Raw genomic sequence first — 23,466 nt, forward strand, 5'->3', positions numbered from 1 at the left:
CGGGGTCGCCGGCTAGCTCGACGTCGAGGCCCGACCGGGCGGACCTGATGCCGCCGCGAGCCCAGGCGCCGGCGCCCTCAGATCACCCGCTCGTTCCCCCCGTCCACGGTGATCTGCGCGCCCGTGGTGGCCGCGAACGTCTCCCCGCAGAGCGTGGCGGCCAGGTCGCCGACCCGGGCGCTGGTGATCTCCGTACGGAGCAGGTTCCGGCGCGTGTACTCCGCCACGGTCAGCCCGTAGCGCCGGGCCCGAGCCTCCAGCAACTCCGCGTTCCACAGCCCGGTGTCGAAGACCGCGTCGGGGTGCAGCACGTTCACCCGGATGCCGTCGGTCGCCCACTCCAGCGCCGCCACCCGGGCCACCTGCGTCACCGCCGCCTTCGACGCGGAGTAGGCGACGGCGCCGGGCCCGGGGGCCAGGGCGTTGCGCGAGGCGACCACGACGACCCGCCCGCCCCGGGGCGCGAGCGCCAGCAGCGGGTGGGTCCGGGAGAACAGGTACGCGACCGACTCCGCGTTCACCGCCATCGTGCGCTGCCAGTCGGCCGGGTCCAGCCCGGCGATCTCCCGGCTGGCCGGGAAGATCCCGGCGGCCGCGACGACGATGTCGACCCCGCCGAACCGGTCCACCGCCGTGTCGAGGGCGGCGTCGACGGCCGCGGAGTCGGTGACGTCGACGGTCAGGCCGAGCCGGGCCGGGCCGTCCGACGCGGCGACCGACGGGTCCCGGTCCAGGGCCACCACGCAGGCCCCCCGGGCCTGGAGCGCCTCGGCGCAGGCCCGGCCGATGCCCGAGGCGGCCCCGGTCACCACGGCCACCTCGCCGGCGAACTCCGGCACCGGGCCGCCCCGCCGCAGCTTCGCCTGCTCCAGCTCCCAGTACTCGATGTCGAAGATGTCCTGCGCCGACAGGGCCTGATAGCCGCCGACCGACTCGGCCGCCTCGATCACGTCGACGGTGTGCCGGTAGATGTCCCGGGCCATCATGGCCTCGGCCGCCCGGCGGCCGGCGGTGAGCATCCCCAGCTCCGGATCGAGGATCACCCGGGGCGCGGGGTCGAGCGTGGTCAGCGCCGTCCGGGCCCGGGAGCGGTTCTGCTCGACGTACCGGCGGTAGTCGTCGGCGTACCCGGCCACGTCGGTGCCGACCAGCGGGATCCGCTTGGTGCGCAGCACGTGGTCCGGGGTGACCGGGCCGCGGGTGGCGACCGCCGCCAGGTCGGGCCGGTCGAGGAACGCCTGCACGGCCGGGTCCTCGTAGCGGCTGAGCAGCATCGGGGCGCCCGCCGCGGCGGAGACCTCGTGACGCAGCCGGGCCAGGCGCAGCCGGTCGACCGGACGGGGCGTGGCCGGCGCCACCCGGGGGCGCGGCAGGGCCATCCTCTCCTCCGCCAGGGTGACCAACTCGATGTGCCGGCGGTACGCCTCCTCGGCGTCCGCGCCGAAGGTGAACAGCCCGTGGTTGAGCAGGACCACGCCGACCGTGCCGGCGTGGGCGCGCGCCGGGTACAGCTCCGCGCAGAGCCGGGCCAGGTCGAAACCGGGCATGACGTACGGGACCACGACGACACGGTCGCCGTAGACCTCCTCGACCAGCCGGTCGCCCTTCGGCTGGTTGGTCAGGGCGAGCAGCGCGTCGGCGTGGCTGTGCAGCACGGCCGGGTACGGCAGCAGCGCGTGCAGCAGCGTCTCGACGCTCGGGTCCGGCGCGGTGGCGTCGAGGCGGGCGCAGCGCAGCTCGTTCATCATGTCGCTGTCGGCGAGCCGCTCCAGCCGCAGCAGCGCCCGCAGCCGGTCCAGCCGCAGCGCGGTGAAGCCGGACGCGTCCATGGTCGCCAGGTCGGAGCCGCTGCCCTTGACGTGGAGCACCTCCACCGGCTCCCCGGTGAGGTCGGTGACCGTCGTCTTGACCGAGGTGTTCCCCCCGCCGTGCAGCACCAGGTCGGTGTCGGCGCCGAGCAGCCGGGACGCGTACACGAGTCGCGCGATCGGGTCGGAGGCGTCCGGGGCGTCGGCGGCGGACCAGCGGTCGAGCATGGGGGCGGCTCCTCGCGGGAGGGGTCGGGGTCGGTCAGGCCCGGTCGGTGGGGTCGTCGGGGCGGCCGCCGGCGGTCGGCAGGATGACCCGACGCTCGGTGACGATGGCGGTGACCAGGTCCGCCGGGGTCACGTCGAAGGCGTAGTTGAGGGTACCGGTGCCCTTCGGGGCCAGGTCCGCTGCACCGAGAGCGGTGATCTCTTCGGGGGCGCGTACCTCGATGTGGACGTCCCGGCCGGTCGGGGTGGCCAGGTCGACGGTCGACTCCGGGGCGGCGACCACCATCGGCACCCCGGCGCGGGCCGCCGCCAGGGCCAGCGGGTAGGTGCCCACCTTGTTGATCACGTCACCGTTGGCGGTGATCCGGTCCGCGCCGACCACGACCGCGTCGACCAGGCCCTGGGCCAGCACCGACGCGGCGGCCGAGTCCACCACCAGGGTGTGCGGCGCGCCGATCTGGGCCAGCTCCCACACGGTCAGCCGCGCGCCCTGCAGCAGCGGGCGGGTCTCCGAGGCGTACACGTGGGCCAGCGCCCCGTGCTGCTGGAGGGAACGGACCACGCCCAGCGCGGTGCCCCACTCGACGGTGGCCAGGGCCCCGGCGTTGCAGTGGGTCTGCACCGCCACCTGCGGCCCCACCGTCTCGACCAGCCAGCGGGCACCCCGCTCGCTGAGCGCACGACAGCAGCGGACGTCCTCCTCCAGCACCGTCAGGGCCTCGGCGAGGGCGGCCTCCGCGCCCTCGGCCTCGAGCCGGACGCGTACGCGGTCGACGCCCCAGGCGAGGTTCACGGCAGTGGGGCGGGCGGCCCGGATCGCGTCGACGGCCCGTCGCAGCTCCGCCGGGTCGTCCGGATACAGCCGGGCGGCGAGGGCCACGCCGAGCGCCCCGGCGACACCGATCGCGGGTGCGCCCCGGATCGCCAACGACCGGATCGCCGCGACCAGCTCCTCGACGGTCCCGATCTCCAGGAACTTGACCTCGTGCGGCAGCCGGGTCTGGTCGATCGCGATGATCAGACCGTCCCGCCAGTCGATGGTCCGCATCCACACCCCTCACTGTCCGAAGCCCATAACCTACGGTGGCCACCCGCTCCCCCGCTACCTCCCCGCTGGTCCGTGACCACGCCGTGGGGTCACATCCGTTCGAGGGTTCGGATGCCGAGCAGGTGCAGCCCCTGCCGCAGTGTCCGGGCGGTCAGGTCGGCCAACAGCAGCCGGCTCTGCCGCAGCTCGTCGGGGGCGCGCAACACCGGGCAGCGTTCGTAGAACGCGCTGAACGTGGTCGCGAGCCGGTGCAGGTGGCTGGCGAGATGGTGGAACTCCAGGCTCCGCTCCACCTTGCCGACGACCCCGGCGAAGCCGAGCAGCTCGATCGCCAACGCCCGCTCCGACGGCTCGGCGAGCACGACCGGCGCGCCGGGCCGTGGGGCCGTCCCGGCCCGCCGGAACACCGACCGGATGCGGGAGTACGCGTACTGGAGGTAGGGCGCGGTGTTGCCGTCGAGCGACAGCATCCGCTCCCAGTCCAGGACGTAGTCCCGCCTGCGGTCGGTGGACAGGTCGGCGTACTTGATCGCGCCGATGCCGACGGCCCGGCCGATCTCGGCGGCGGTTGCGGCGTCCAGGTCGGGGTTCTTGGCCCGGGCCAGGTCGGTGGCGCGGGCCACCGCCTCTTCGAGCAGGCCGACCAACTTCACCGACCCGCCCGTCCGGCTGCGCAGCATCCGCCCGTCGGCGCCGAGGATCGAGCCGAAGCCGAGATGCTCGGCCCGGGCCGGCGGGCGCAGCCAACCGGCCGCCCCGGCGACGGCGAAGACCATCGCGAAGTGCTGCTGCTGGGGCAGCCCGACCACGTACAGCAACCGGGTCGCCGCCAGCTCCCCGGTGCGCTGCCGCAGCGCGGCCAGGTCGGTGGCCGGGTAGCCGTAGCCGCCGTCGCCCTTGCGCACGATCAGTGGCAGTGGCTCACCGCTCCGGCCGGTGAACCCGGCCGGGAAGGCGCAGTCCGCCCCGCCACTGGGCACCAGCAGCCCCAGCCGGTCCAGGTCGTCGACGACGTCGGCGAGCAGATCGTTGTACGCGCTCTCGCCCCGGAAGTCGCCTCCGGTCAGCGTCACGTCGAGCAGGTCGTACACGGACAGGAAGTACCGCTCCGACTGCTCCACCAGCAGTCGCCACAGGCGCCGGGTCGACTCGTCACCGCCCTGCAACGCGACCACCCGCCGCCGGGACCGTTCGCGGAACACCTCGTCGGCGTCGAACTTCGCCCGGGCCGCCTTGTAGAACGAGTCCAGGTCACCCACCGACAACCCGTGCGCCGCCTCGGCCTCGCCGAGGTCGGTCAGGTGCTCGATCAGCATCCCGAACGGCGTGCCCCAGTCGCCCAGGTGGTTGACCCGCACCACACGGTGCCCGAGCCAGTCCAGCAGCCGTACCGCCGCGTCGCCGATGACGGTGGAGCGCAGGTGCCCGACGTGCATCTCCTTGGCCACGTTCGGCGCCGAGTAGTCGACCACCACGGTCTCCGGCGCCGCCGCCGGCGGCACGCCGAGCCGGTCGTCGCCGGCCAGCCGGGAAACCAGGTCGGCCAGCGTCCGGTCGGCCACGGTCAGGTTGAGGAAGCCCGGCCCGGAGACCTCCGCCGACGCGCAGACGTCGTCGAGCGCCGCGTGCTCCAGCACCTCGGCGGCGAGGTCGCGGGGCGAGCGGCCGAGCCGCCGGGCCAGCGCCAGCGCCGCGTCGGACTGGAAGTCCGCGCGCGGCGAACGCCGCACCGTCGGATCGACCGGGGTGCCGGCCACGGTCGCGAACGCCGGTGCCAGCCGGTCGGAGAGCAGCCTTTCAAGATCCATGGGTACGCCGATCTCGCTCGGACCCGCGCTGTCACGCGGGCCGTTGGACGGGGAGATGCGGGCAGACCGAGGACGATCGGCGCTGGCCGGCGGCTCGATCCGCCGGTCGCCGGGAACAGGTCAGCGCGGGCGGGCGACGGATCGCCGGCGTCGCTCCGCACCGACCTGGACGTCATACGACGTTCCGGTGCACTGAGCGGTCGCGCTGGTCATGCACGGCAGCGTAGCGGGCCGGCCGGTTCGGGGACACCCCGATTCCGCCAGGTTCGGCGGTCGTACGAATGCGATTGCCGCACGTGTCGGCCGCTGTCAGGATCGCGGTCATGTCTGTTGCCGAGGTGTCCGCTGCCGAAGCGCTGGCCGCGCTGCACGCGTCGCTGGACGAGCGGCGCCGACCGGAGGAGGTCGCGCTCCTGGTGTGGCGGGCTGTCGGCGGCCGGCTGGGACTGCGCGAGCGGATGGTGTTGGGCCGGGTGGCCCGGGCCGCGTCCCGGTGGAACGGCTGGAGTTCGATGTCGGCCGACTTCGCCCGTCCCGTCGGCGGCGGACGACAGGTCGACGCGGCGCTGCGGCTGTTCGAGCTGCCTGGTGCTGATGTCGACGCGCACGATCCGGCCTCGCTGCTGGACTTCAGCGTCCAGCTCAGCGAGTCCCTCGGCGCCGTCGATGCGCGGCGGTTGGACTTCCTGCGGGACCGGTTGAACCGGGAGGCGCGGGCCTCGGCGGGGATCGAGATCTCGAAGCGGCAGTACAACCGGCGTTTCCGGGTGGCCCAGCGGGTGGCGGCGAAGGCGGGGCGGCTGGAGACGGAGCGGAGCAAGCGGCAGCTGACGATGATCGCGCGGGCCGGGTTCGCGGCGGACATCGACCGGGACGCGTTCGTCGCCGACCCGTGGGCGGGATGCTTCGTCGCCTATCTCGCGGCGAAGCGCAAGCTGCGGCGGGAGTTCACCCTGTCCGGCCGGGAGAACCCCTACGACGAGATCGCTGACCTGCTGTTCCGCCGCTGCGTCGACAACCCGGGCACCGACTGGTGGATGGTCGCGCAGGTCTGGCCGAGCCCGGAGGTGCTCGCGCGGCTGTCCGAGGCACGGCGGGGTGAGCTGCTGGGCCGGTGGTGGGCGACGATGCGGCAGGTCGCGGGTCTGCTCAAGCGGGTGTGGGCGGCCAGCGAGTTCGACCGCGCCACCATGATCGTCCGGCGGGGTAACGACTCGTCCACGTGGAATCTGCTGTGCGGCGCCTACAACACCGCCCGAGCGGCCTGGATCAACACCCTGGCGGCGTCGGACAGCATCGGCTTGCTGGAGGTGTCCTGCCCCGGCAAGGCGATGATGCTGATCGCCGCCGACCTCGCCGCGTGGCACCGCTCCACCGGCGGCGGCCCGCACCCCGACGTGGGCGTGTGGACGCGGCTGCCGCTGCCCTGGGACGTCCTCGACGGGGCGGCACCCTGCACCCGCCGGGACGTGGAAGCGGCATGCGCGGACGCCGGTGTCGACCCCGCCAGATCAGGCTGGGTGTGGCCACGGTCGGTGGGCGACATCGGCGTGTTCCGGCCGACGCCGGAACTGGTGCACGGCGTGTCGATCGCCGACCCGGTCTGGGCATCCGTGCTGCGCTCCGACGGCGCGTTCTCCGGCAAGCCGGCCAAGGCCGGCCGGGCACAGCGCCAGGTACCCGCCGCCGTCGTGACCAGCACGTTGCCGGAACGCGGTGGACAGGGCCCGCAGTGATCGGAGAACATCGTCGGCGGCCCGTCGTAGCTCAGCGGTAGAGCGCCCGGCTCTTAACCGGGTGGACGCTGGTTCGAGCCCAGCCGATCGGGACGCGCGGGATCCGTTGTAGCTCAGTGGTAGAGCAGCCGGCTAGGGACCGGCAGGACGCCGGTTCGAGCCCGGTCGACGGATCTCCGCCACGCCGACCGGCCGAGGGCGGCCAGTCCGGCACCTCGTCGGTCTGAACGAGGTGGTGCCCGATTTCCGGCCGGCTGAGCAGACGGGTGACCTGCGGTGGATTCCGCTGAGCGACTGGGTGCGGCTCCGGCGGCTGCTGGCCGGGGCTGCCGGGGCCGTACGGCAACGGACACCTCTGGACCCTCGTCCGATCCACCGACGCCGGCCGATAGCGTCGCGGTGATGCGTACCCCGTCCGGACCAGCCGCCCTGACCACGGCCGAACGCGCGATCGATGCCCGCTTCCGCGCGGTCCTGGCCCGGCTGCCCGAGCGTGGGCCGATCTGCTGGCTGGCCGAGTTCGCGGTCTTCGGGCTCAAACAGGCCTGGGCGTGCGTGTTCGGTGCGGCGATGCTGGCGGTCATCCTCGCGGCGCACCTCTGGTATCCGACGGACGCGGCACTCGCCCGCAACGACTTCCTGACTCTCGCCGCGGTCGCCATCCAGATCGCGATGGTGGCCGGACGCCTGGAAACCCCGCGCGAACTGCGGGTGGTGGTCCTGTTCCACCTCGTCGGCACGGCCATGGAACTGTTCAAGACCCACATCGGCTCGTGGTCCTACGCGCCGGACGGGGTCCTGCGACTCGCCGGGGTGCCCCTCTTCAGCGGCTTCATGTACGCCGCCGTCGGCTCCTACATGGTCCGGGTCAACCGGCTGTTCGACCTGCGTTTCGCGCGCTACCCGAGACGCTGGGTGACGGCTCTCGTGGCCGCCGCGATCTATGGCAACTTCTTCAGCAACCACTACGTCCGGGACGTGCGATGGGTGCTCGTCGCCGTCGTCGCGCTGGTGTTCGGGCGCTGCGTCATGCAGTTCCGCGTGTTCCGGTTCCGCCTGCGCATGCCGCTCCTGCTGGCCTTCCTCCTCGTCGCCCTCTTCATCTGGCTCGCGGAGAACATCGCCACCTGGTCGCAGGCTTGGCTCTACCCGAGCCAGGTGAGCGGTTGGCACCCGGTTTCGCCGGAGAAGCTCGCGTCGTGGTTCCTCCTCATGATCATCTCGGTCGTGCTGGTCACCTGGATCTCGCCGCCGCAGCCGCCCGACAACCCACGGCGGTGGCCCCTCCCGGCGGGTTGGCCCGAGTCGGCGCAGCGGAGCGACAGGTCGCCCGGTCCGCCGACCGGAATGACCCGCGCGACCCGCTGTACGACTTCCGCGATCCGCCGACTTGACCTCGGTCGACCCGACCGTCGATAGAGTGGGCCTGAACACCTGACGACATGATCGATCGCGCCGCCGTGCGGTCCGGCCGCGGCGCCCGCACGACAGCGAAGGGCGGTCCGGCTCATGGCGACGAACCGGGACATCGTCTCCCGCGCCCTCACGAACTGGTCCGCCGGCACCGGCGCCATCTCCGACATCTTCGCACCCGACATGCGGTGGGAGATCGTCGGCAACTCGGTGGTGGCGGGTACGTACCACGGCGCCGACGACTTCGTCACCAGGGCGCTGCGGCCGTTCAACGCGCGATTCAGGCCGGACAGCCGTACCGGCCGGTGCGCGTGCGGGCGATCTACGAGGACCCGGACGCGGACACCGTCATCGCGGTGTTCGACGGCACCGGCGTCACCGTCACCGGCACCACCCACGACAGCACCGTCGCCTGGTTCCTGACCTTCCGCGACGGCAAGGTGGTCGACGGGACGGCGTTTTTCGACAGCATCGCCTTCAACGAGGTCTGGAAGATCCCGCCGGCCGGCTGACCGCGCCGAGCCGAAACGGCTGGGCCGGCCCGGCGGGCGCTTCCAGAGCGGTTGGCCGGTCGACGACCGCCGTCGTCAACCGGCCAACCTCGGTGGTTGTGCTCGGCCCGCCTACCGGAGCCTCATGGGCTCAGCGGGCGGGTGGCAGCTGCCAGGCCCGGGTGATCGTCTGCTCGATCCGGTTGTCGTCGGCGTCCCACGCCTCGACCCGCAGTGCCACGAAGCCGTTGGTCTCCGCCGGGTCGCGGTTGTCGAGGACCACCTCGAACCGGCCGTCGCCTTGGCCCCGGACCGGGCGCTGCTGCCAGGTCACGCCGTCGTCGTACGAAATCGACACCTTGGCTCCGCCGATCGCCGGACCGTCGGCACCGGCCTGGTGGCCGACGGTGAGCCCGACGGTCGACGGACCCTGCCGACCATTCGGCGGTGCGGTGGTGTTGAGCAGGTCCACCGGGACGTCGTAGTCGACCTGTAGCAGGGGCAGCACCACCGGGCCCGAGGTGGAACCCTTCGACCGGAGGGTCCAGGCGGTGCGGGTCTCGGTGGAGGTGGTCCACCAGGCCGCCTTGCGGGCCACGTCCAACTCGATCCGGTGCTCGGCCGCCTTCGGGCTGACCGTGATGGAGCCCCGGGGGCGCGGGCCTTCGCCGATCAGCCTGCCGTTCTCGTAGATGCGGACGGCGGCGGTGTCGACTGTGGTGTCCGCCGTGCCGTGGTGCCCGTCGGAGTCCAGCCACTCGACCATCGACAGCGAGACCAGGTCGCCGTCGCGGGTCGTCGGCACGCCCGGATCGAGCTGGTTGCCGCCATTGAACCCGGGCCGGGCCACCTGCCGGAACCAGCTCTGGTCGCGCCGCTCACCCGGCTTGTAACAGGTGGTCGGCTCCCTCAACTGCCCGACGTACGCGACCGCTCCGTACATCCACTGCGCGTAGCAGTTCTCCTCGGCCACCAGGTATTCGACGCGCTCCCGAGGCGCCGCATGCAGTGCCACCACCTGGCTCGACGAGAGCGACCACGGCCGGTAGAAGTGCCGCAGCTCGAGCATCGTGTGCGCGGCGACGTCACTGTGGTAGCGGCTGTTCACCCTGGCCAGCCGGGCCGGATCGGCCACGAAGGTGGGGTCGGCGGGCACCCGCTCGTGGAACGGCACGACCAGGTCGTACAGGATCGAGTTCTGCGGCCCGGCCACGAGCCGCTGCCGGGTGTACAGCTCGAACTCGCCGCGGGTGACCGACTCGGTCGGCACCGCGGACAGCGGCGAGGGGGATCCGTGGAAGTTGTGGGCGAACGGCCAGCCCGATGTGCTCTGACGCCACCACCCCAGGGTCGCGATGCCGGTCGGTGTGGCCGGCTCCGGGGTCACGATCCTGACCGGCGCGGCCCGCCGCGCGTCGAACACCAGCGTCGTGTCGCCGTTGATCTCGATCTCGGGGTCGCCGACCCAGGTTTGTTCCGGCCGCGAGCCCTGCTGCTCGCTCTGGGTGTAGATGAGGCCGGCCACCGAGTAGACGCCCGCCGGCACCCGCAGGGTGACCACACCGTCGTCGAACCGGTTGCTGATCTCCATGAACCGGCCGGGGTCTACCACGTCCAGTACGTCGATCATGCCGAGCGCGCTGGCGGGCCGGCCGGCGCGGTCGATGCCCTTCACCCGCAGTTCGTAACGGATCTCCTCCTTGTAGTACCCGACCGGGATGCGGTTGACCGCCGTGCCGTTCTGGCTGGCCGTCAGGTAGCCGCCGTAGATCCCGGGCTCGCCGACCCGGACGTCCACGGTGACCGTGGCCTTGGCGGTGGCACCGGGCTCGATCGTCAGCGAGGCCGGCGAGACGGCGAGCATGTCGGCGCCCGCGGCGGTTCCGGCCCGGTTCTCGACGTCGAGCGCCAGGTCGACGGTGACGGTCTTCGTGCTGCGGTTGGTGTAGCTGACCGTGGTGCTCACCGGGGCGGTCTTGTCCTGCGGGTAGGTGAAGAAGCCGAGATCCAGCGGTGACCGGTCGGGCAGCACCGGCGAGTTGAGGGCGTTGCGCACGTCCAGTCGCCCGCCGCCCTGCTGGTAGACCGCGAGGTCGCCGTTCGGCACCGCCGTGCTCGCCAACGCCGCCTTGGCAGCGGCGGGAGACGTGCCCGGGTGCTTCTGCAGGAACAGCGCCGCCGCACCGGCGACGTGCGGGGTCGCCATGGAGGTGCCCGAGGCGGCCGTGTAGTGGTCGTCGACCGGGCTGCCCATGGCGGTCCCGGAGGCACGGCCGGCGACGATGCCGACGCCGGGGGCGGTGAGATCCGGCTTGATTCCATAGTTGACCAGCCGCGGCCCGTGCCCTGAGAAGTAGGCGAGTTTTTCGGCCCTGTCGACCGCGCCCACGGTCAGCGCCGCGTCGGCCGCGCCGGGCGCGTCGACCGAGCCCTCGCCGGATTGTCCGGAGTTGCCGGCGGCGATCACGAACAGGGTGCCGTGCTGCTCGGTGAGGGCGTTGACCGTCTGGCTGAGCGGGTCGGAGCCGTCGCTGAAGCCACCGCCGAGGCTCATGTTCACCACGTCCGCCCCCTGGGTGGCGGCCCACTCCATCCCGAGCATGATCGCCGAGAACGGGCAGCCCTCCTGGACGCACACCTTTCCGCTGAGCAGCTGCGCCTTCGGTGCCACACCGGTGTACTTGCCGCCGGAGGCCGCTCCGGTGCCGGCGATCGTCGACGCCACGTGGGTGCCGTGCCCGTGCCGGTCGCGCGGGTCGCCGCTGTCGGTGAAGTCCTGCGCGGCCAGCACCCTGCCCTTGAGATCCGGGTGATCCGCATCGACGCCGGTGTCCAGTACGGCCACGGTGACCCCGGTGCCGTCGTAGCCGGCGGCCCACGCCTCGGGCGCGCCGATCTGCCGTACGCTGTCGCTGAGCGTCACCTTGGCCATGCCGTCGAGCCACACCTTGTCGACGCCGGCCAGCATTCCGGTGCGGGCCAGCTTCATGTCTCCGGCCGCGCCCGAGGGCTGCGCGGAGCGCCACCAGCGCCCGCTGCGGTCGATGGTGGCGGCGACCGCGTTGATGCTCGACAGATGCGCCGTGGCCTTCGCGCCCGCTGGCGCGGAGAGGGTGCGGGGAGCCTTCGTTTTTTCGTAGCTGACGATCACCGGCACCGACTCGTGGTAGTCGTACTCGGCCAGCTTGGTGACGTTGAACAGCTCCCGGTCCAGCACCTCGGGAACCAACGGCGCGGCGTCGGACGGGATGATGTAGGTGTCGTCGCCGTAGGTGAGCGTCTCGAACGAGACGTCGCCGTCGCGGTCGGCCTCCTGGATGGTGAAGGCGGTCCGCCCGTCAGGCCCGGCCTGCACGGCAACCCGGTCGCCGGTGACGAGGGTGACGGTCTCCGTGGCGGACGGGTTGGCGACGGGTGTCAGGCCGGACGGGCGGTCAGGGCCCGCCGACGCGGCGGTGGGCACCGCCCCGGCTAGTGCGAGCGCCAGCACACCGGCCAGCGCGGGTCTGCGGAGATGCACGCTTCCTCCAGACGGATCTTCAAATTTCCTCGTAAACCTCCTGTGGGTGCGCGCCAAGGTCAAGGACTTATGATGATCGATAGTCACCGTTGTCGAGAAGTGATCAGGGGGGTCCGGGCCGTGCGACGTAACGAGCGGGTGCTGGACGAGGTGGGCGTCGGCGACAGCGCCGAGAAGGTCTACCGGTCGTTGCTGGCCAACCCCGGGGCGAGCGTGACCGAACTGCGGGCGTTGACCGGCTTCGGTCAGCGGAGGCTGCGCGGCGCGTTGTCCGAACTGGAGAGCAAGGCGATGGTCACCCGGCGCAGCGGCTCCCCGGCCCGCTACCAGTCGGTGCCCCCGGACGTCGTGGTCGAGGTCCTGGTCCGCTCCCGGGAGGAGGCGCTGCATCAGGTACGCCTCGACGCGAAGCGGCTCGCGGCGCTGCACCGCGTGCCGGCCGAGCAGGAACGGGTCACCGAGCTGATCGAGGTCGTGACCAGTCGTGAGGCGTACGCCGAACGCTGGAAGCAGCTGCAGCTGAGCGCGCGCCGCAGCCTGGACGTCTTCGTCCTGCCGCCGTTCGCGCAGCAGCGGCCCGACGATTCTGAGCCGCTGCAGGAGCGGCTGCTCGCCCGAGGCGTGCCATCCCGCGCGATCTACGACGAGGAGGCGCTGAAGCAACCCGGCGTGCTCGAGCACGCCCAGAGAATGGTTGCGCTCGGGGAGGAGGCGCGGGTCGTGAAGGGGCTGCCGATGAAGCTGTCCATGTCCGACCGCCACACCGCGCTGGTGCCGTTCGTCCAGTCGGACCCGATCAAGGCCGTGGACGCCGGCCTGGTGGTGCACGAGTGCGCCCTGCTCGACGCGCTCGTCGCACTCTGGGACATCTACTGGGAGCGCGGCGTGCAACTGCGGTTCAACGGCCAGGACCCGTCCGCCAGGTCCCGGGCGGCCGACGAGGACACGGTGTTGACCCTGATGGCCAGCGGCATGAAGGACGAGGCGATCGCCGCCCGACTGGGGGTGTCGGCGCAGACGGTGCGCCGCAGGATCTCCGAGATCCAGCGGCGCCTCGGCGTGAGCACGCGGTTCCAGGCCGGCGTCGCGCTGGGCCGGCAGGGCTGGCCGGTGAGGTAGCAGCCGGACCAGCAGGCCCGGGCCGGCAGGAACGGCGTCGACCGGGTGGTGTCATGGCGTGGAGGGTTTCGACGTCGCGGCTCCGCGAGGAGAGGCGTCGAGGATCTGAGCGAGAGCGGACGTGACGTCCTGGAGGCGGTCGTGGCCGACCGTGGCGCCCCAGCGGGCCTCCAGGTCCGCGAAGAATCTCGTGGCGACCTCGGCGGCCCGGGTGCCGCGGTCGGCGTAGACGACGACGCGGCCGCGGCCGTCGGTCGGGTCCGGGACACGCCGCACGTAGTCGCGTTGCTCCAGGTAGCCCACAAGCTCGCTCATCGCCTGCGGGGTCATCCCGGCTCGCCGGGCGAGGGTGGTGGGCCGGGTGCCGTCACAGTCGATGAACCGGAACACGTTGAGGTAGTGGGTGGGTCGCAGGTCGCCGTATCCGGTCTCGACGAGGTGGTGGTGAAGCTGGTCGAGGACCAGGTTGAACGCCTGACCGATGAGCTGCGGCAGGAACGGCTTGCCACTTGTAGATTGTTCGGACACCTTATAATCTCGCCTTCTAAGGCTACTTGAATACTTCCAGCCTAGCCGACCGCTAGCGCCCGGGCCGGCAGCTCGCCGCCGGTTGCCGTCCCCGCGACAGCGACGCCGGCTGCGGGATGCCTCTGACGCATCCCGACACTCACCGAACCGGAAGGGGCGTGGCCGTGAGATGGCGTAGGACCGCGAGGATGGTCGCCGGAACGACCCTCGTCCTGCTTGGCCTGTTATGGGTACTGCAGGGCGCCGACCTGGTACGGACAAGGCCGATCCTGTGCGTCGCCGACTGTCGCCCCGTCACGGGTGGGTCGCCCGGATGGCTGGCCGCCGGCGTGGTCACCGTGATTGTCGGCCTCGCTGTGGTGGGTGTCCTGCCACGGCGACGTCAGCGGTGTCGCGCATAGCTCGTCCACCGGCCACCGTTGATCGCGCGAAGACACCCAGGCCACTTCCAGCATCTCAGTCCCGACGTCAGCCGTCGCACCACATCCTGGAGGCCCCGTGCCCGGACAACCCGGTCCCACCATTTCCGAGTGGGACGACCAACAGACCGTACGGCAGATGGTGTCCGCCCACCTGCCGGACATCCACGTCACGTCGGTGATCCCGCTCGGGGCGGGCCTGGACAACATTTCGTACGAGGTGAACGCCGAACTCGTGGTCCGGATCTCCAAAGACCCCGACTCTGACGAGCGCACCGCCCGCGCGACCCGTGAATTCCAACTGCTACAGGTGGTCGCACCCGCATCACCGCTACCGGTGCCCCAACCATCGCTCGCGGCGGCCGAGCTCGGCGTTCTGGCGTACCCCAAACTGCGCGGTCGCCCGCTCCTGTCGATTCCCGAGGCATCGCGCCCGGCGCTGATCCCGTCAGCCGCGCCCGCCCTGGGTGACCTTCTCCGCGCCCTTCACGCCATCCCCGCCGACCGCGTGGCCGGGCTGGTCGACATCGACGACACGCCGCTGACCGAGTGGCACCGCGACGCCGAGGAGTTCCACTCGATTGTCGCCGGGCACATTCCACCTCGACATCGGCCAGCCGTCGACGCCTTCTTCCGGTCCACCCCGCCGCCAGCACCGCACACCTCGGTGTTCACCCACAATGATCTCGGCATCGAACATGTCCTCGTCGACCCCGACAAAGGTGAGGTCACCGGCATCATCGACTGGGGGGACGCCGCCATCGCCGACCCTGCCTACGACTTCGGCCTGATCTGTCGCGACCTCGGCCCACACGCACTCGACCTCGCCCTGGCCAGGTACGACGCACCCGAGCCCGACCGCGAGGGCCTGCACGACCGAGCGGTCTTCTACGCCCGGTGCACGCTGTTCGAGGACATGACGTACGGAGTCGACACCGGGCAGGACGCGTACGTGAGCAAGAGCCTGGAGGCGATGACATGGCTGTTCCCCTGATCAGCGCCGCGACATCGAGCCCCTCTGCGGATCGGTAGAAAGGGAGACCCGGTCTACAGGTTGTGCAGCGTCGCCCTTGCCAACTCCCCGGCCCCGGTTCCGGCCTGCGCGAGGATCGTGCCGTCGGGCGCCCATACCGCCGAGCCGCCTGCCGCCCGGTCGAAGCCCCCGCCGGTCGACCCGGCGAAACTCGCCGTGACGACCCACACCTTGCGGGCGGCGGTGATGCGCTGAGCCCGCTCGACCGGCACGTGGGCGTCCCGGGCGTGGTCGAGGACAGCGGCGACGTAGACGTCCATGCCCAGCGCCGCGGTGGCCGCGTCGTGCTCCGGGAACCGGGTGTCCCGGCAGATCGCCAGGCCCAGCCGCCAGCCGTCCACGTCGAGTACCGCCGGTCCGTCGCCGGGGCTGAACCGCTCCTCGGACTGGTGCACATGCACCTTCCGATATGCCACGCGCGCGCCGCCCCCGTCGACGGCGAGCATCGCGATGTGTTCACGGCCCGCCTCGCCCTGGACCGGGGCGCCCACCAACGCCGTCGACCCCGCTTCGGCGCAGGCCTCGACGATCGGCGCCAGCCGCGGGTCGTCGGCGGCGACAGCGGGGGCGTCCAGCTCGTATCCGGTCAGCGACAGCTCGGGGAAGACCACCACCCGCGCCCGCGCGGACCGGACCACGTCGGCGTGCCCGGCCGCGTTCGCGACGATGTCGTACGCGATGGTCCGCGGTTGAGCAACGGCGATGACCAACGGCTGACGTCGCACGAGCGCTCCTCCGACCGCGAAGCCTGTCACGCGCGTACCCGGTTGCCACACCGGCCGCGACGGGGCACAGCCTGGTTCAGGGCCGGATCCGTCCCGGCGGCGGGCTCGGCAGACAATTCATTTCGCCCACCTTCGCGGAACGGCATCTCGATGACGTCGTCAGGGTCGCGGAAGCCGTTTGCTAAAGGACGTCTCGTAACTCGGTGAAGGCGTTGCCCGGCAACGGTTCTGGTGTCACCCCGCGAGGATGATGTTGTGGAGGTGGGCGATGCCGGAGGCGGTGTCGGTCAATGTGTGGGCGGCGCGGCGGTAGTCGCGCAGGATCTTGAAGCACTTCATGCGGGCCAGTGCGTGTTCGACCTGCGCTCGGATGGTGCGGTGTTGCTTGTTCAGGTCCGCTTTCCAGGCGGGTAGTTCACTGCCGTCGGTGGGCTTGCGGTACGGGATGATCACGTCGGGGTTGCCGCGGTAGGCGCCGTCGGCCATGACGGGTCGTCCGGCCAGCTTCCGGTCGATGCCGCTGGTGCGGTAGACGATGGTGTCGTTGCGGTTTCCTGGTTGCGGGTCGCCGAGGGCGACGACGAGGCGGGTGTGGGCGTCGATGGCGATCTGCAGGTTCGTGCTGTAGCGGTAGTTCTTGCTCGGGGCGGCCAGGCGGTGGTCCCGGGTCGGGATGAGGGTGCCGTCGACGATGGTGATCTGGTCGACCCGACGTCGGCGTCCCGGTGCCAGAGCGAGCAGGGGGCCGACGGTGTCGATGACCCGGTGCGCGGCAGAGTGCGACACCCCGAACAGTGGGCCGATCTGCCGCATGGTCAGGTTCGTGCGCCAGTACGCGGCGACCAGCAACACCCGGTCGGCGAGGTCGAGAGACCATTGCCGGCCTGGTCGACCGTCTGCGATGGCGTCACCGCCGCGCTCGGCGACCAGTCTGACCAGCCTGCGGAACTGGGCGGGCTGCAGCCCGGTGAACGGAAAGATCCACTCCGGGCGGGCCGCCGAGATCACCTGCACCCCGACATGATCCACCATGGACCGGTCACCGAGTTACGAGACGTCCCTTAGCGGCACGTCAGGTGCCCCCAGGTCATTTCGCTCAAGCTCGTCGAGCAGCGATGCCGCTTGTTCCAATTGTCCTTCATGGAACACCGGGATACCGTGGCGATGCAATTCCTCCGCGGCCACGCCGCGCCCGGACACCGTACGACCGGCGAAGGACCCGTCGTAGACCTTGCTGCTTCCACACGTCGGGCTCCCGTCGACCAGGACAGCGAGCGCGACTTTGGCCTCGACGGCTCGGTGCAGCGCCCGACGCGCCGCCAGCCGAAACAGGTCGGTCACGTCTCGACCATCCACCTCCCGGACGTGCGCGGCGCCGTCGAGGACACCGGCTGCGGTGCCGCCCACAATTTCTGCTGCTGGACGTGGAACCGGGAATCCGACCGCTAGCTCAGGGCAGAAGTGCACCAATCGACCCTCGGCTGCCCACTTATCCCAAATCGGCGAGCAGACGGGCACGGAAGTCTCGTTGAATCGGATCGGACGACCCGCCAGACATCCACTCACCAACACCTTGAGCATGCGCACGACCGTATCGAATCCAGGTCGACCCCGACCAAACAGGGCTGGCTGCACCGCCGGCAGGCGGTACGGGTCGGGCAACGCCAGGGTGACGGTCGCTGGACGAGGTGACGGTGGGTCTCGCCAGGCCAGTCGGGGCGACGTGTCGTCCGTGTCGTCGTCCATGCTGCTTCGAGAAAACGGGATGGGCCGGACGTTCCCCGGCCCATCCTCTCGGCCGTCACTGTCGGGTTGGCCTGGCCCGACCTCAGCCCTGGCAGCCAGGCAGCGCCGGGCGCGAATACAGAGAAGAACGCATCCGACGGTCGCCACACCGGCCAGCACCGCGCTGCCGGCCGCCTCGATGGTCCCAGCGCTCCGCCCCGCGGGCCGGCGTCTCACCAGCACCGCGAACGTTCGTGGTCAGGGCGCCAGCGTCGCGAACACCACGATGTTGTCCTTGTACGACTTCGCTGCCTTGTCGTAGTCGCCACCGCAGGTGATCACGCGGAGCTGCGCCTTGCCGGTGTGGCCGTAGACCAGGTTCAGCGGGAGCTTCTTCTTCGGGTAGCGGGCCACCCCGTCGACGACAAAGCGGGCCTTCTTGCCGTCTTTGCGGGGCACCTCGATGATGTCTCCGGGTTTCAGCGCGCCGAGGCGGTAGAAGACCGCCCGACCCGTGGCGCGTGAGTCGACGTGGCCCACCACCACCGCGGTCCCGACCTCGCCGGGACTTGGTCCCAGCTTGTACCACCCGGTCGTCTTTGCCTGGTCCAGCGGTGGGACCGCGATCTGCTGGTTCCGGTCCAGCCCGAGCGGAACCGTCGGCGCGTCGACACCGATCCGCGGGATCCTGATGCGGGTGGGCTGCGATCGCGGCATCCCGGCCACCGTCGGTGCGGGAGACGGGCGGGTCGCGGTGGACCCGAGATCGGCTTCGAGGCGGCCGCGAGCACTGTGCGCCTCGCCCTGGGTCGTCCCGGTGGCCGGCGACGCGTTGGCTTCGCTCGGCGTCGGCTCTGGTGTGATGGGTTCGTCCGCCAGCGGTGAAAGCAGGGACTGCGGTGCGGCGGCGGGGTCGGGCTGCGGCGGCCCGACCGGATCAGGAGCCGTGGCCGCGAACGTGATCAGTCCTGCTCCGGTGAGCGTGATGAGGACGACCAGGACGAGGCCAGCGGCCCGCCACGGGAAACCGTGGCGGGCGCTCCTGGCCGCCCTAGGCGACAGTGCCATTGGCGGACCGCCGACGCAGCAGTGCGATGCCGCCGAGCACACCAACGCCCATCATGCCGGCACCGGTCGCCGTCAGAGCACCGGTGTTGGTGTCGGAGAGCGCGCCACCGTCACCGGCGGCGACGCCGGCCGTCCTCGGCAACACCCAGGCTCCGTCCGGACCCGCGTACGCGCCGCTGTTGCCGGCAGTCTGGCCCACCGGCGAACCAGCCTTGCCGATACCGGCCTCGACCATCCCGAGAAGGTCGGCGAGCAGATCGGTCTCGACATCCACATCCACGTCGAGGTCGCGGATGCAGACGACGATGTTGTTCGGCTGGGTTCTGTTGTCGTTCGTCGCTGACTGCGCTGCGGACAGGTTGAAGGTGACGATGCTGTTCGTGATGGTGTTGTCCTTGATGATCTGGGTGATGTTCTGCTCGTTGATCTGCTTGTTGGTAGCGCAGGTGACCCCGTTGCCCTTCTTGTCGTGCAGGGTGAAGGTCTTCGGCTTGTCGTCTGACTTCTTCTTCGCCTGCCCCTGGTTCGAGGTCGTGGGCGCCTTGGGACCTTCGTCGGTCGCGGCGAGCGCGGTAGCGGGCGCAGCGATCAGCAGGGCGGCGCTGCCCAGCACCACCCCGCCGGCGAGCTTGGTCAAAAACCTCATCGACATGTTCCTCACTCCCATCTGATCGGCTCAGGAGGACGAGCCATGACGAACGTTAGGCCGGTTCATGTGAAACAAGAGGAGTTTTCCGGGTTTCGCAACATGTAGCACCTGGGGTGCTATAAGTAGTTGGTTCACATCTCCTGGGGTGTAAGGGCCGTTCTGTCCGCCTGGGTCCGATAGGGGCCAGATGCTGCCGGATGGCGCTGCCGCCTGCGCGGCTCGCGGCGCCACCCACGCACTGGGGTATGCCGCCGTCACTCCGGCCGACGGCTTGATCCAGGCCCGCCCACTCGGGCTGCGGATGATGAGCCGTTGATCTTCCTGCCCGCGTCGTGCGTCCATCCGGCCTGCCCGGCCGTCGGGGTAGGGCTGCCCCCACCCCCCACCAGGAGGCTCACGGGATCGACCCGCCCCGGCGCGCTCCATACCGTTCGAGACATGAGATCCAGGGAAGACGTCACCGGCATCGCGGCGCACGTCGCGGTGTGGAGTGCCCGTCACCGCGCGCTCGCCATACTCGGCTGGCTGGTCTTCGTCGTCGGTGTCACCGTCCTGAGTGGACAGGTCGGCATCGTCAAGGCGACCGACAGCGACTTCGGCCTCGGCGAGTCCGGCCACGCCGACCGTATCGTCGAACAGGCCGGCTTCCCCGCAGAGCATGCCGGGGAAATGGTTGTCGTCAGCTCGCGCACGTCGACGGTGGACGGTCCGGAGGGGCGGGCCGCCATCGCCGAGGTCACCGCCGCCGTGCAGGCCACCGGCGCCACCGACGCGATGAACCCGCCGGTGATCTCCGAGGACGGGAAGTCGGCGCTGCTCACCTTCGCCATGCACGGCGACCCGGAGACCGCCAAGGACCGAGTCGGACCGGTCCTCGACGCCGTCGCCGCGGTCCAGCGGGCGCACCCGCAGCTGTACATCGCGCAGGCCGGCGACGCCAGCAGCGACAAACTCGTCGGCGACGACCTCGACGCCGGCCTGACCAGGCTGTCGATGCTCTCCATCCCGGTCACCCTCGGCATCCTGTTCGTCGCCTTCGGCGCGGTCGCCGCCGCGTTGCTGCCGGTCGGGCTCGCCATCACCGCCGTCGTCGCCGCGATCGGCCTGCTCGGCTTCACCAGCCACCTGGCGCCGACGGTCGACACCACCACGCACGTCATGCTGCTCGTCGGGCTGGCCGTCGGCGTCGACTACTGCCTGTTCTACATCCGCCGGGAGCGCGACGAACGCCGGAACGGCTCGGATCCGCAGCGCGCGCTGCTCATCGCCGCGCAGACCTCCGGCCGGTCGGTCTGGATCTCCGGGCTGACCGTCATCGTCGCCATGGCCGGCATGTTCCTCACCCGTGACACCACCTTCGTCAGCTTCGCCGTCGGCACCATCCTCGTCATCGCGACCGCGGTGCTCGGCTCGCTGACGGTCCTGCCGGCGCTGCTGTCCGCGCTCGGCGACCGCGTCGATTCGGGCCGGATCCCCGTCCTGTACCGCACCCGTTCCGACGGCCGGGTGTGGGGCACAGTTCTGCGGCTCGTCCTGCGCCGCCCGCTGGTCTCGGCGGTGCTCGCCGCCGTGGCACTCGGCGCGCTCGCCGCACCCGCACTGGACCTGCGTACGAAGGGGGAAGGCGTCGAGGACCTGTCGCCGAGCGCACCGATCGCGCAGGCGTTCATGGCGATCCAGACGGCGTTCCCAGGCGGCGCCGCCCCGGCCGAGGTCGTGGTCAAGGCCCCGCACCTCACGGGGCCGGCCTGGGACGGCGCGCTGGCGGCGTTCAAGGAGCAGGCGTTGGCGACCGGCCGGTTGCACGAGCCGATCACGGTCGAGGTCAACCCCGCCGGTACGGTCGCCGTCGTCAGCGTCGGGCTGTCCGGCTCCGGCGGGGACCGCACCTCCGAGGAGGCCCTGGCGACCCTGCGCGGCACCGTGCTGCCGGCGACGCTCGGCCGGCTGCCCGACGCCTGGGTCGGCGTCACCGGCGCCACCGCCACCTCCCAGGATTTCAACGACCAGCTCGCGAAGTCCCTGCCGCTGGTCTTCGGGTTCGTTCTCGGCCTGGCCTTCCTGCTCCTGCTGGTGTCGTTCCGGTCCGTCGTCGTGGCCGTCACCGGCGTGCTGCTCAACCTGCTGTCCGTCGCCGCGGCCTACGGCATGCTGGTCTACGTCTTCCAGTACGGTCACTTCGAGTCGCTGCTCGACTTCCGCGCCACCGACGGCATCACCAACTGGATGCCGCTGTTCCTGTTCGTCATCCTGTTCGGGCTGTCGATGGACTACCACGTCTTCGTCGTCAGCCGGATCCGGGAGGGCCACGACCGAGGACTACCGACCCGGCTGGCGGTCACCGAGGGGATCACCCGCACGGCCGGGGTCATCACCAGCGCGGCGACGGTGATGGTGGCCGTGTTCGCGCTCTTCGCCACGCTGCCGATGGCCGCTCCCAAGCAGCTCGGCGTCGGGCTCGCCGCAGCCGTGCTGCTCGACGCGACGATCGTCCGCGCGGTACTGCTGCCGGCGGTCATGGCCCTGCTCGGCGAGAAGAACTGGTGGCTGCCCCGGTGGCTGGAATGGCTCCCGCGCGTGTCGCACGACCTACCCGCGACCCCACAGCAGGAGCGCACGCTGGCGACGACGGGGGCTTGAGCCCGCCCGCCGAACCCGGCCCTACCCGTCCTCGGGTAGGGCCGGTTGACGACACCTGGTCGGCCGCCGCGGGGTCAGGCCGCCTCCAGCTCCCGCTTCAACCGGCGCAGGGTCTCCCGCATGCCGTTCCGGTTCACGGTCGGGCGGTCGCCCGACGCCCTGCCGGTGAAGATCCGGCCGAGAACGTGGGCCACCCGGTTGCGCCGGTCCTGCCAGTATTCGGTCACCTGGGTGCCGCCGTCGGTCTCGCTGAACCGGTAGCCCCAGCGGGCCACCGGCTGGCCGAAGGTGGTGACGTCGAAGGCGAACTCGCTGCCCGGCGTCGCGGTGACGACCCGGCAGGTGGTGAACCACAGCAACGGGCCCCGACGGTTCCAGCCGACGAACCGTCGCGGCTGCCCGCTGTCGCGCCGGGTGACCCAGACCGCGACGCACTCCGGGCTCCACCTGGCCATCCGCCGTACGTCGGCGACGGCCGTGTAGACCGTCCCGGCCGGTGCCGCGACGGTGATCTGTTCGGCGACTTCCGGACCGTTCCCGGCTGCCTGCGCAGTCATGCCGCAACCATAGACGTCATTCGTTCCTCCACGGGAGGTGGTCGGGCAGGTCGCTGCTGACCCGCCCGGGGAAGGCCGGAGCGCGTCGCTGCCGGAAGGAGTCGAAGCCCTCCCTCGCGTCCGCGCTGGCCAGAGCCTCCGCGGAGAGTCGGGAGTCCAGCCGGTGCGCCGGGTACGGCGAGTCCAGCGCGCTGGTCCGGTACAGCATCTGCCGGATGACCGCCACGGAGACCGGCGCGGTGGTGGCGATGATGGTCCGCGCGAGCTGGTACGCCTTGTCGAGCAGGTGCTCCGGCTCGTGGACGCTGTGCACCAGGCCGGCCGAGAGCGCCTCGGCGGCGTCGAACGCCCGCCCGCTGATCATCCAGTCGAGCGCGCAGCCCATCCCGACCAGCCGCGGGAGGAACCAGGTGGACGCGCCTTCGGCGTAGATGCCGCGCCGGCTGAAGACGTACCCGAAGCGCGCGTCGGTGGCGGCGAGCCGGTAGTCGGCCGGCAGGATGATGGTGGCCCCCGCGCCGACGGCCGCGCCCCGGATCGCGGCGATGACCGGCTTGTTCATCGCGAAGATCCGCATCGAGCACCGCCCCGCCGGTTCCGCCCACTCGGCCTCGGGGTCGTCGGGGGTGTCGAACTCCGTCACGGACATGTCCAACCCGGCGCAGAAGTGCTCACCCGTACCCGTGAGGACGACGACCCGGACGTCGTCGTCGCGGTCGGCGCGGTCGAACGCGTGCGCGAGTTCGTCGGCCATCCGCAGGGTGTAGCCGTTGCGCTCCTCGGGACGGTTGAGCGAGACCGTGGCGATCCGGTCCGAAACGGAGTAAATGATCTCGCTGTACGTGTCCACGCCGGCACCCTAGAGCAAGGTCAACGCTGGCGGCAATGCTCGACGGGTCGGCTGTTCGGTCACCGACGACGGTCCTGAGTAGACCATTGATCGGTTGGTGC

At 71.2% G+C, this 23,466-nt stretch carries 18 protein-coding genes and 2 tRNA genes; 8 read left to right on the top strand and 12 right to left on the bottom strand.

Features of this window, described 5'->3' with window-relative positions:
• Positions 1 to 77: 77 nt before the first annotated feature.
• From ABT006_RS24385 to argS, 3 genes are all read right to left on the bottom strand, one after another.
• Complete coding sequence (locus tag ABT006_RS24385; RefSeq protein ID WP_350709923.1) at positions 78 to 2,036, bottom strand: bifunctional aldolase/short-chain dehydrogenase; 1,959 nt, start codon at positions 2,034 to 2,036, stop codon at positions 78 to 80.
• 34 nt (positions 2,037 to 2,070) lie between these two features.
• Positions 2,071 to 3,084, bottom strand: coding sequence for an S-methyl-5-thioribose-1-phosphate isomerase (mtnA, locus tag ABT006_RS24390; RefSeq protein WP_350709925.1), 1,014 nt, complete (start codon positions 3,082 to 3,084; stop codon positions 2,071 to 2,073).
• An 89-nt stretch (positions 3,085 to 3,173) separates the two neighbouring features.
• Positions 3,174 to 4,892, bottom strand: a complete 1,719-nt coding sequence (argS, locus tag ABT006_RS24395; protein WP_350709927.1) for an arginine--tRNA ligase — start codon at positions 4,890 to 4,892, stop codon at positions 3,174 to 3,176.
• Positions 4,893 to 5,215: 323 nt separating this feature from the next.
• Between argS and ABT006_RS24400 the strand changes: the two genes are divergently transcribed.
• From ABT006_RS24400 to ABT006_RS24420, 5 genes are all read left to right on the top strand, one after another.
• Positions 5,216 to 6,628: a hypothetical protein gene (locus ABT006_RS24400; RefSeq protein ID WP_350709929.1), complete on the top strand. Its 1,413-nt coding sequence runs from the start codon at positions 5,216 to 5,218 to the stop codon at positions 6,626 to 6,628.
• A 20-nt stretch (positions 6,629 to 6,648) separates the two neighbouring features.
• Positions 6,649 to 6,721 (top strand) — tRNA-Lys (locus ABT006_RS24405).
• A 9-nt stretch (positions 6,722 to 6,730) separates the two neighbouring features.
• Positions 6,731 to 6,802, top strand: a tRNA-Pro gene (locus ABT006_RS24410).
• Between the two features lie 228 nt (positions 6,803 to 7,030).
• Complete coding sequence (locus ABT006_RS24415; RefSeq protein WP_350709931.1) at positions 7,031 to 8,047, top strand: DUF817 domain-containing protein; 1,017 nt, start codon at positions 7,031 to 7,033, stop codon at positions 8,045 to 8,047.
• 299 nt (positions 8,048 to 8,346) lie between these two features.
• A complete protein-coding gene (locus ABT006_RS24420; RefSeq protein ID WP_350709933.1) occupies positions 8,347 to 8,553 on the top strand; it encodes a hypothetical protein in 207 nt (68 codons plus the stop codon).
• A 130-nt stretch (positions 8,554 to 8,683) separates the two neighbouring features.
• Here ABT006_RS24420 and ABT006_RS24425 read toward each other — a convergent pair whose 3' ends face one another.
• A complete protein-coding gene (locus ABT006_RS24425; RefSeq protein ID WP_350709935.1) occupies positions 8,684 to 12,052 on the bottom strand; it encodes a S8 family peptidase in 3,369 nt (1,122 codons plus the stop codon).
• A gap of 120 nt (positions 12,053 to 12,172) precedes the next feature.
• Between ABT006_RS24425 and ABT006_RS24430 the strand changes: the two genes are divergently transcribed.
• Complete coding sequence (locus tag ABT006_RS24430; RefSeq protein WP_350709937.1) at positions 12,173 to 13,171, top strand: LuxR C-terminal-related transcriptional regulator; 999 nt, start codon at positions 12,173 to 12,175, stop codon at positions 13,169 to 13,171.
• Between the two features lie 51 nt (positions 13,172 to 13,222).
• Here ABT006_RS24430 and ABT006_RS24435 read toward each other — a convergent pair whose 3' ends face one another.
• On the bottom strand, positions 13,223 to 13,699 hold the full coding sequence (locus tag ABT006_RS24435; RefSeq protein ID WP_350709938.1) for a MarR family winged helix-turn-helix transcriptional regulator: 477 nt from the start codon (positions 13,697 to 13,699) through the stop codon (positions 13,223 to 13,225).
• 558 nt (positions 13,700 to 14,257) lie between these two features.
• Here ABT006_RS24435 and ABT006_RS24440 point away from each other — a divergent pair.
• Entirely contained in the window at positions 14,258 to 15,112 is an 855-nt protein-coding gene (locus ABT006_RS24440; RefSeq protein ID WP_350709940.1) for a phosphotransferase family protein, read from the top strand.
• Positions 15,113 to 15,165: 53 nt separating this feature from the next.
• On the opposite strand, the gene ABT006_RS24445 is transcribed toward ABT006_RS24440, so the two are convergent.
• The 5 genes from ABT006_RS24445 to ABT006_RS24465 form a co-directional block, all read right to left on the bottom strand.
• Positions 15,166 to 15,876, bottom strand: coding sequence for a carbon-nitrogen hydrolase family protein (locus tag ABT006_RS24445; RefSeq protein ID WP_350709942.1), 711 nt, complete (start codon positions 15,874 to 15,876; stop codon positions 15,166 to 15,168).
• A gap of 234 nt (positions 15,877 to 16,110) precedes the next feature.
• Entirely contained in the window at positions 16,111 to 16,890 is a 780-nt protein-coding gene (locus ABT006_RS24450; RefSeq protein WP_350710019.1) for a transposase family protein, read from the bottom strand.
• Between the two features lie 33 nt (positions 16,891 to 16,923).
• Positions 16,924 to 17,457: a 2-thiouracil desulfurase family protein gene (locus ABT006_RS24455; RefSeq protein ID WP_350709944.1), complete on the bottom strand. Its 534-nt coding sequence runs from the start codon at positions 17,455 to 17,457 to the stop codon at positions 16,924 to 16,926.
• A gap of 402 nt (positions 17,458 to 17,859) precedes the next feature.
• Complete coding sequence (locus ABT006_RS24460) at positions 17,860 to 18,711, bottom strand: class F sortase (protein WP_350709946.1); 852 nt, start codon at positions 18,709 to 18,711, stop codon at positions 17,860 to 17,862.
• The gene (locus tag ABT006_RS24465; RefSeq protein ID WP_350709948.1) at positions 18,653 to 19,315 is read right to left on the bottom strand and encodes a hypothetical protein; all 663 of its coding nucleotides are present in this window, start codon (positions 19,313 to 19,315) and stop codon (positions 18,653 to 18,655) included. Before ABT006_RS24465 ends, ABT006_RS24460 begins: the two co-directional genes overlap by 59 nt.
• Positions 19,316 to 19,756: 441 nt before the next feature.
• On the opposite strand from ABT006_RS24465, the gene ABT006_RS24470 reads away from it, so the two are divergent.
• On the top strand, positions 19,757 to 21,958 hold the full coding sequence (locus ABT006_RS24470; RefSeq protein WP_350709949.1) for an MMPL family transporter: 2,202 nt from the start codon (positions 19,757 to 19,759) through the stop codon (positions 21,956 to 21,958).
• 74 nt (positions 21,959 to 22,032) lie between these two features.
• Here ABT006_RS24470 and ABT006_RS24475 read toward each other — a convergent pair whose 3' ends face one another.
• Both ABT006_RS24475 and ABT006_RS24480 read right to left on the bottom strand, forming a co-directional pair.
• On the bottom strand, positions 22,033 to 22,515 hold the full coding sequence (locus ABT006_RS24475; protein WP_350709951.1) for an SRPBCC family protein: 483 nt from the start codon (positions 22,513 to 22,515) through the stop codon (positions 22,033 to 22,035).
• A gap of 16 nt (positions 22,516 to 22,531) precedes the next feature.
• Positions 22,532 to 23,365 carry an enoyl-CoA hydratase-related protein gene (locus tag ABT006_RS24480; RefSeq protein WP_350709953.1) on the bottom strand — a complete coding sequence of 278 codons (834 nt, stop codon included), beginning with the start codon at positions 23,363 to 23,365 and terminating at the stop codon, positions 22,532 to 22,534.
• Between the last annotated feature and the right edge of the window lie 101 nt (positions 23,366 to 23,466).

The organism is Micromonospora sp. NPDC002717 (assembly GCF_040295705.1).
GTDB lineage: Bacteria > Actinomycetota > Actinomycetes > Mycobacteriales > Micromonosporaceae > Micromonospora.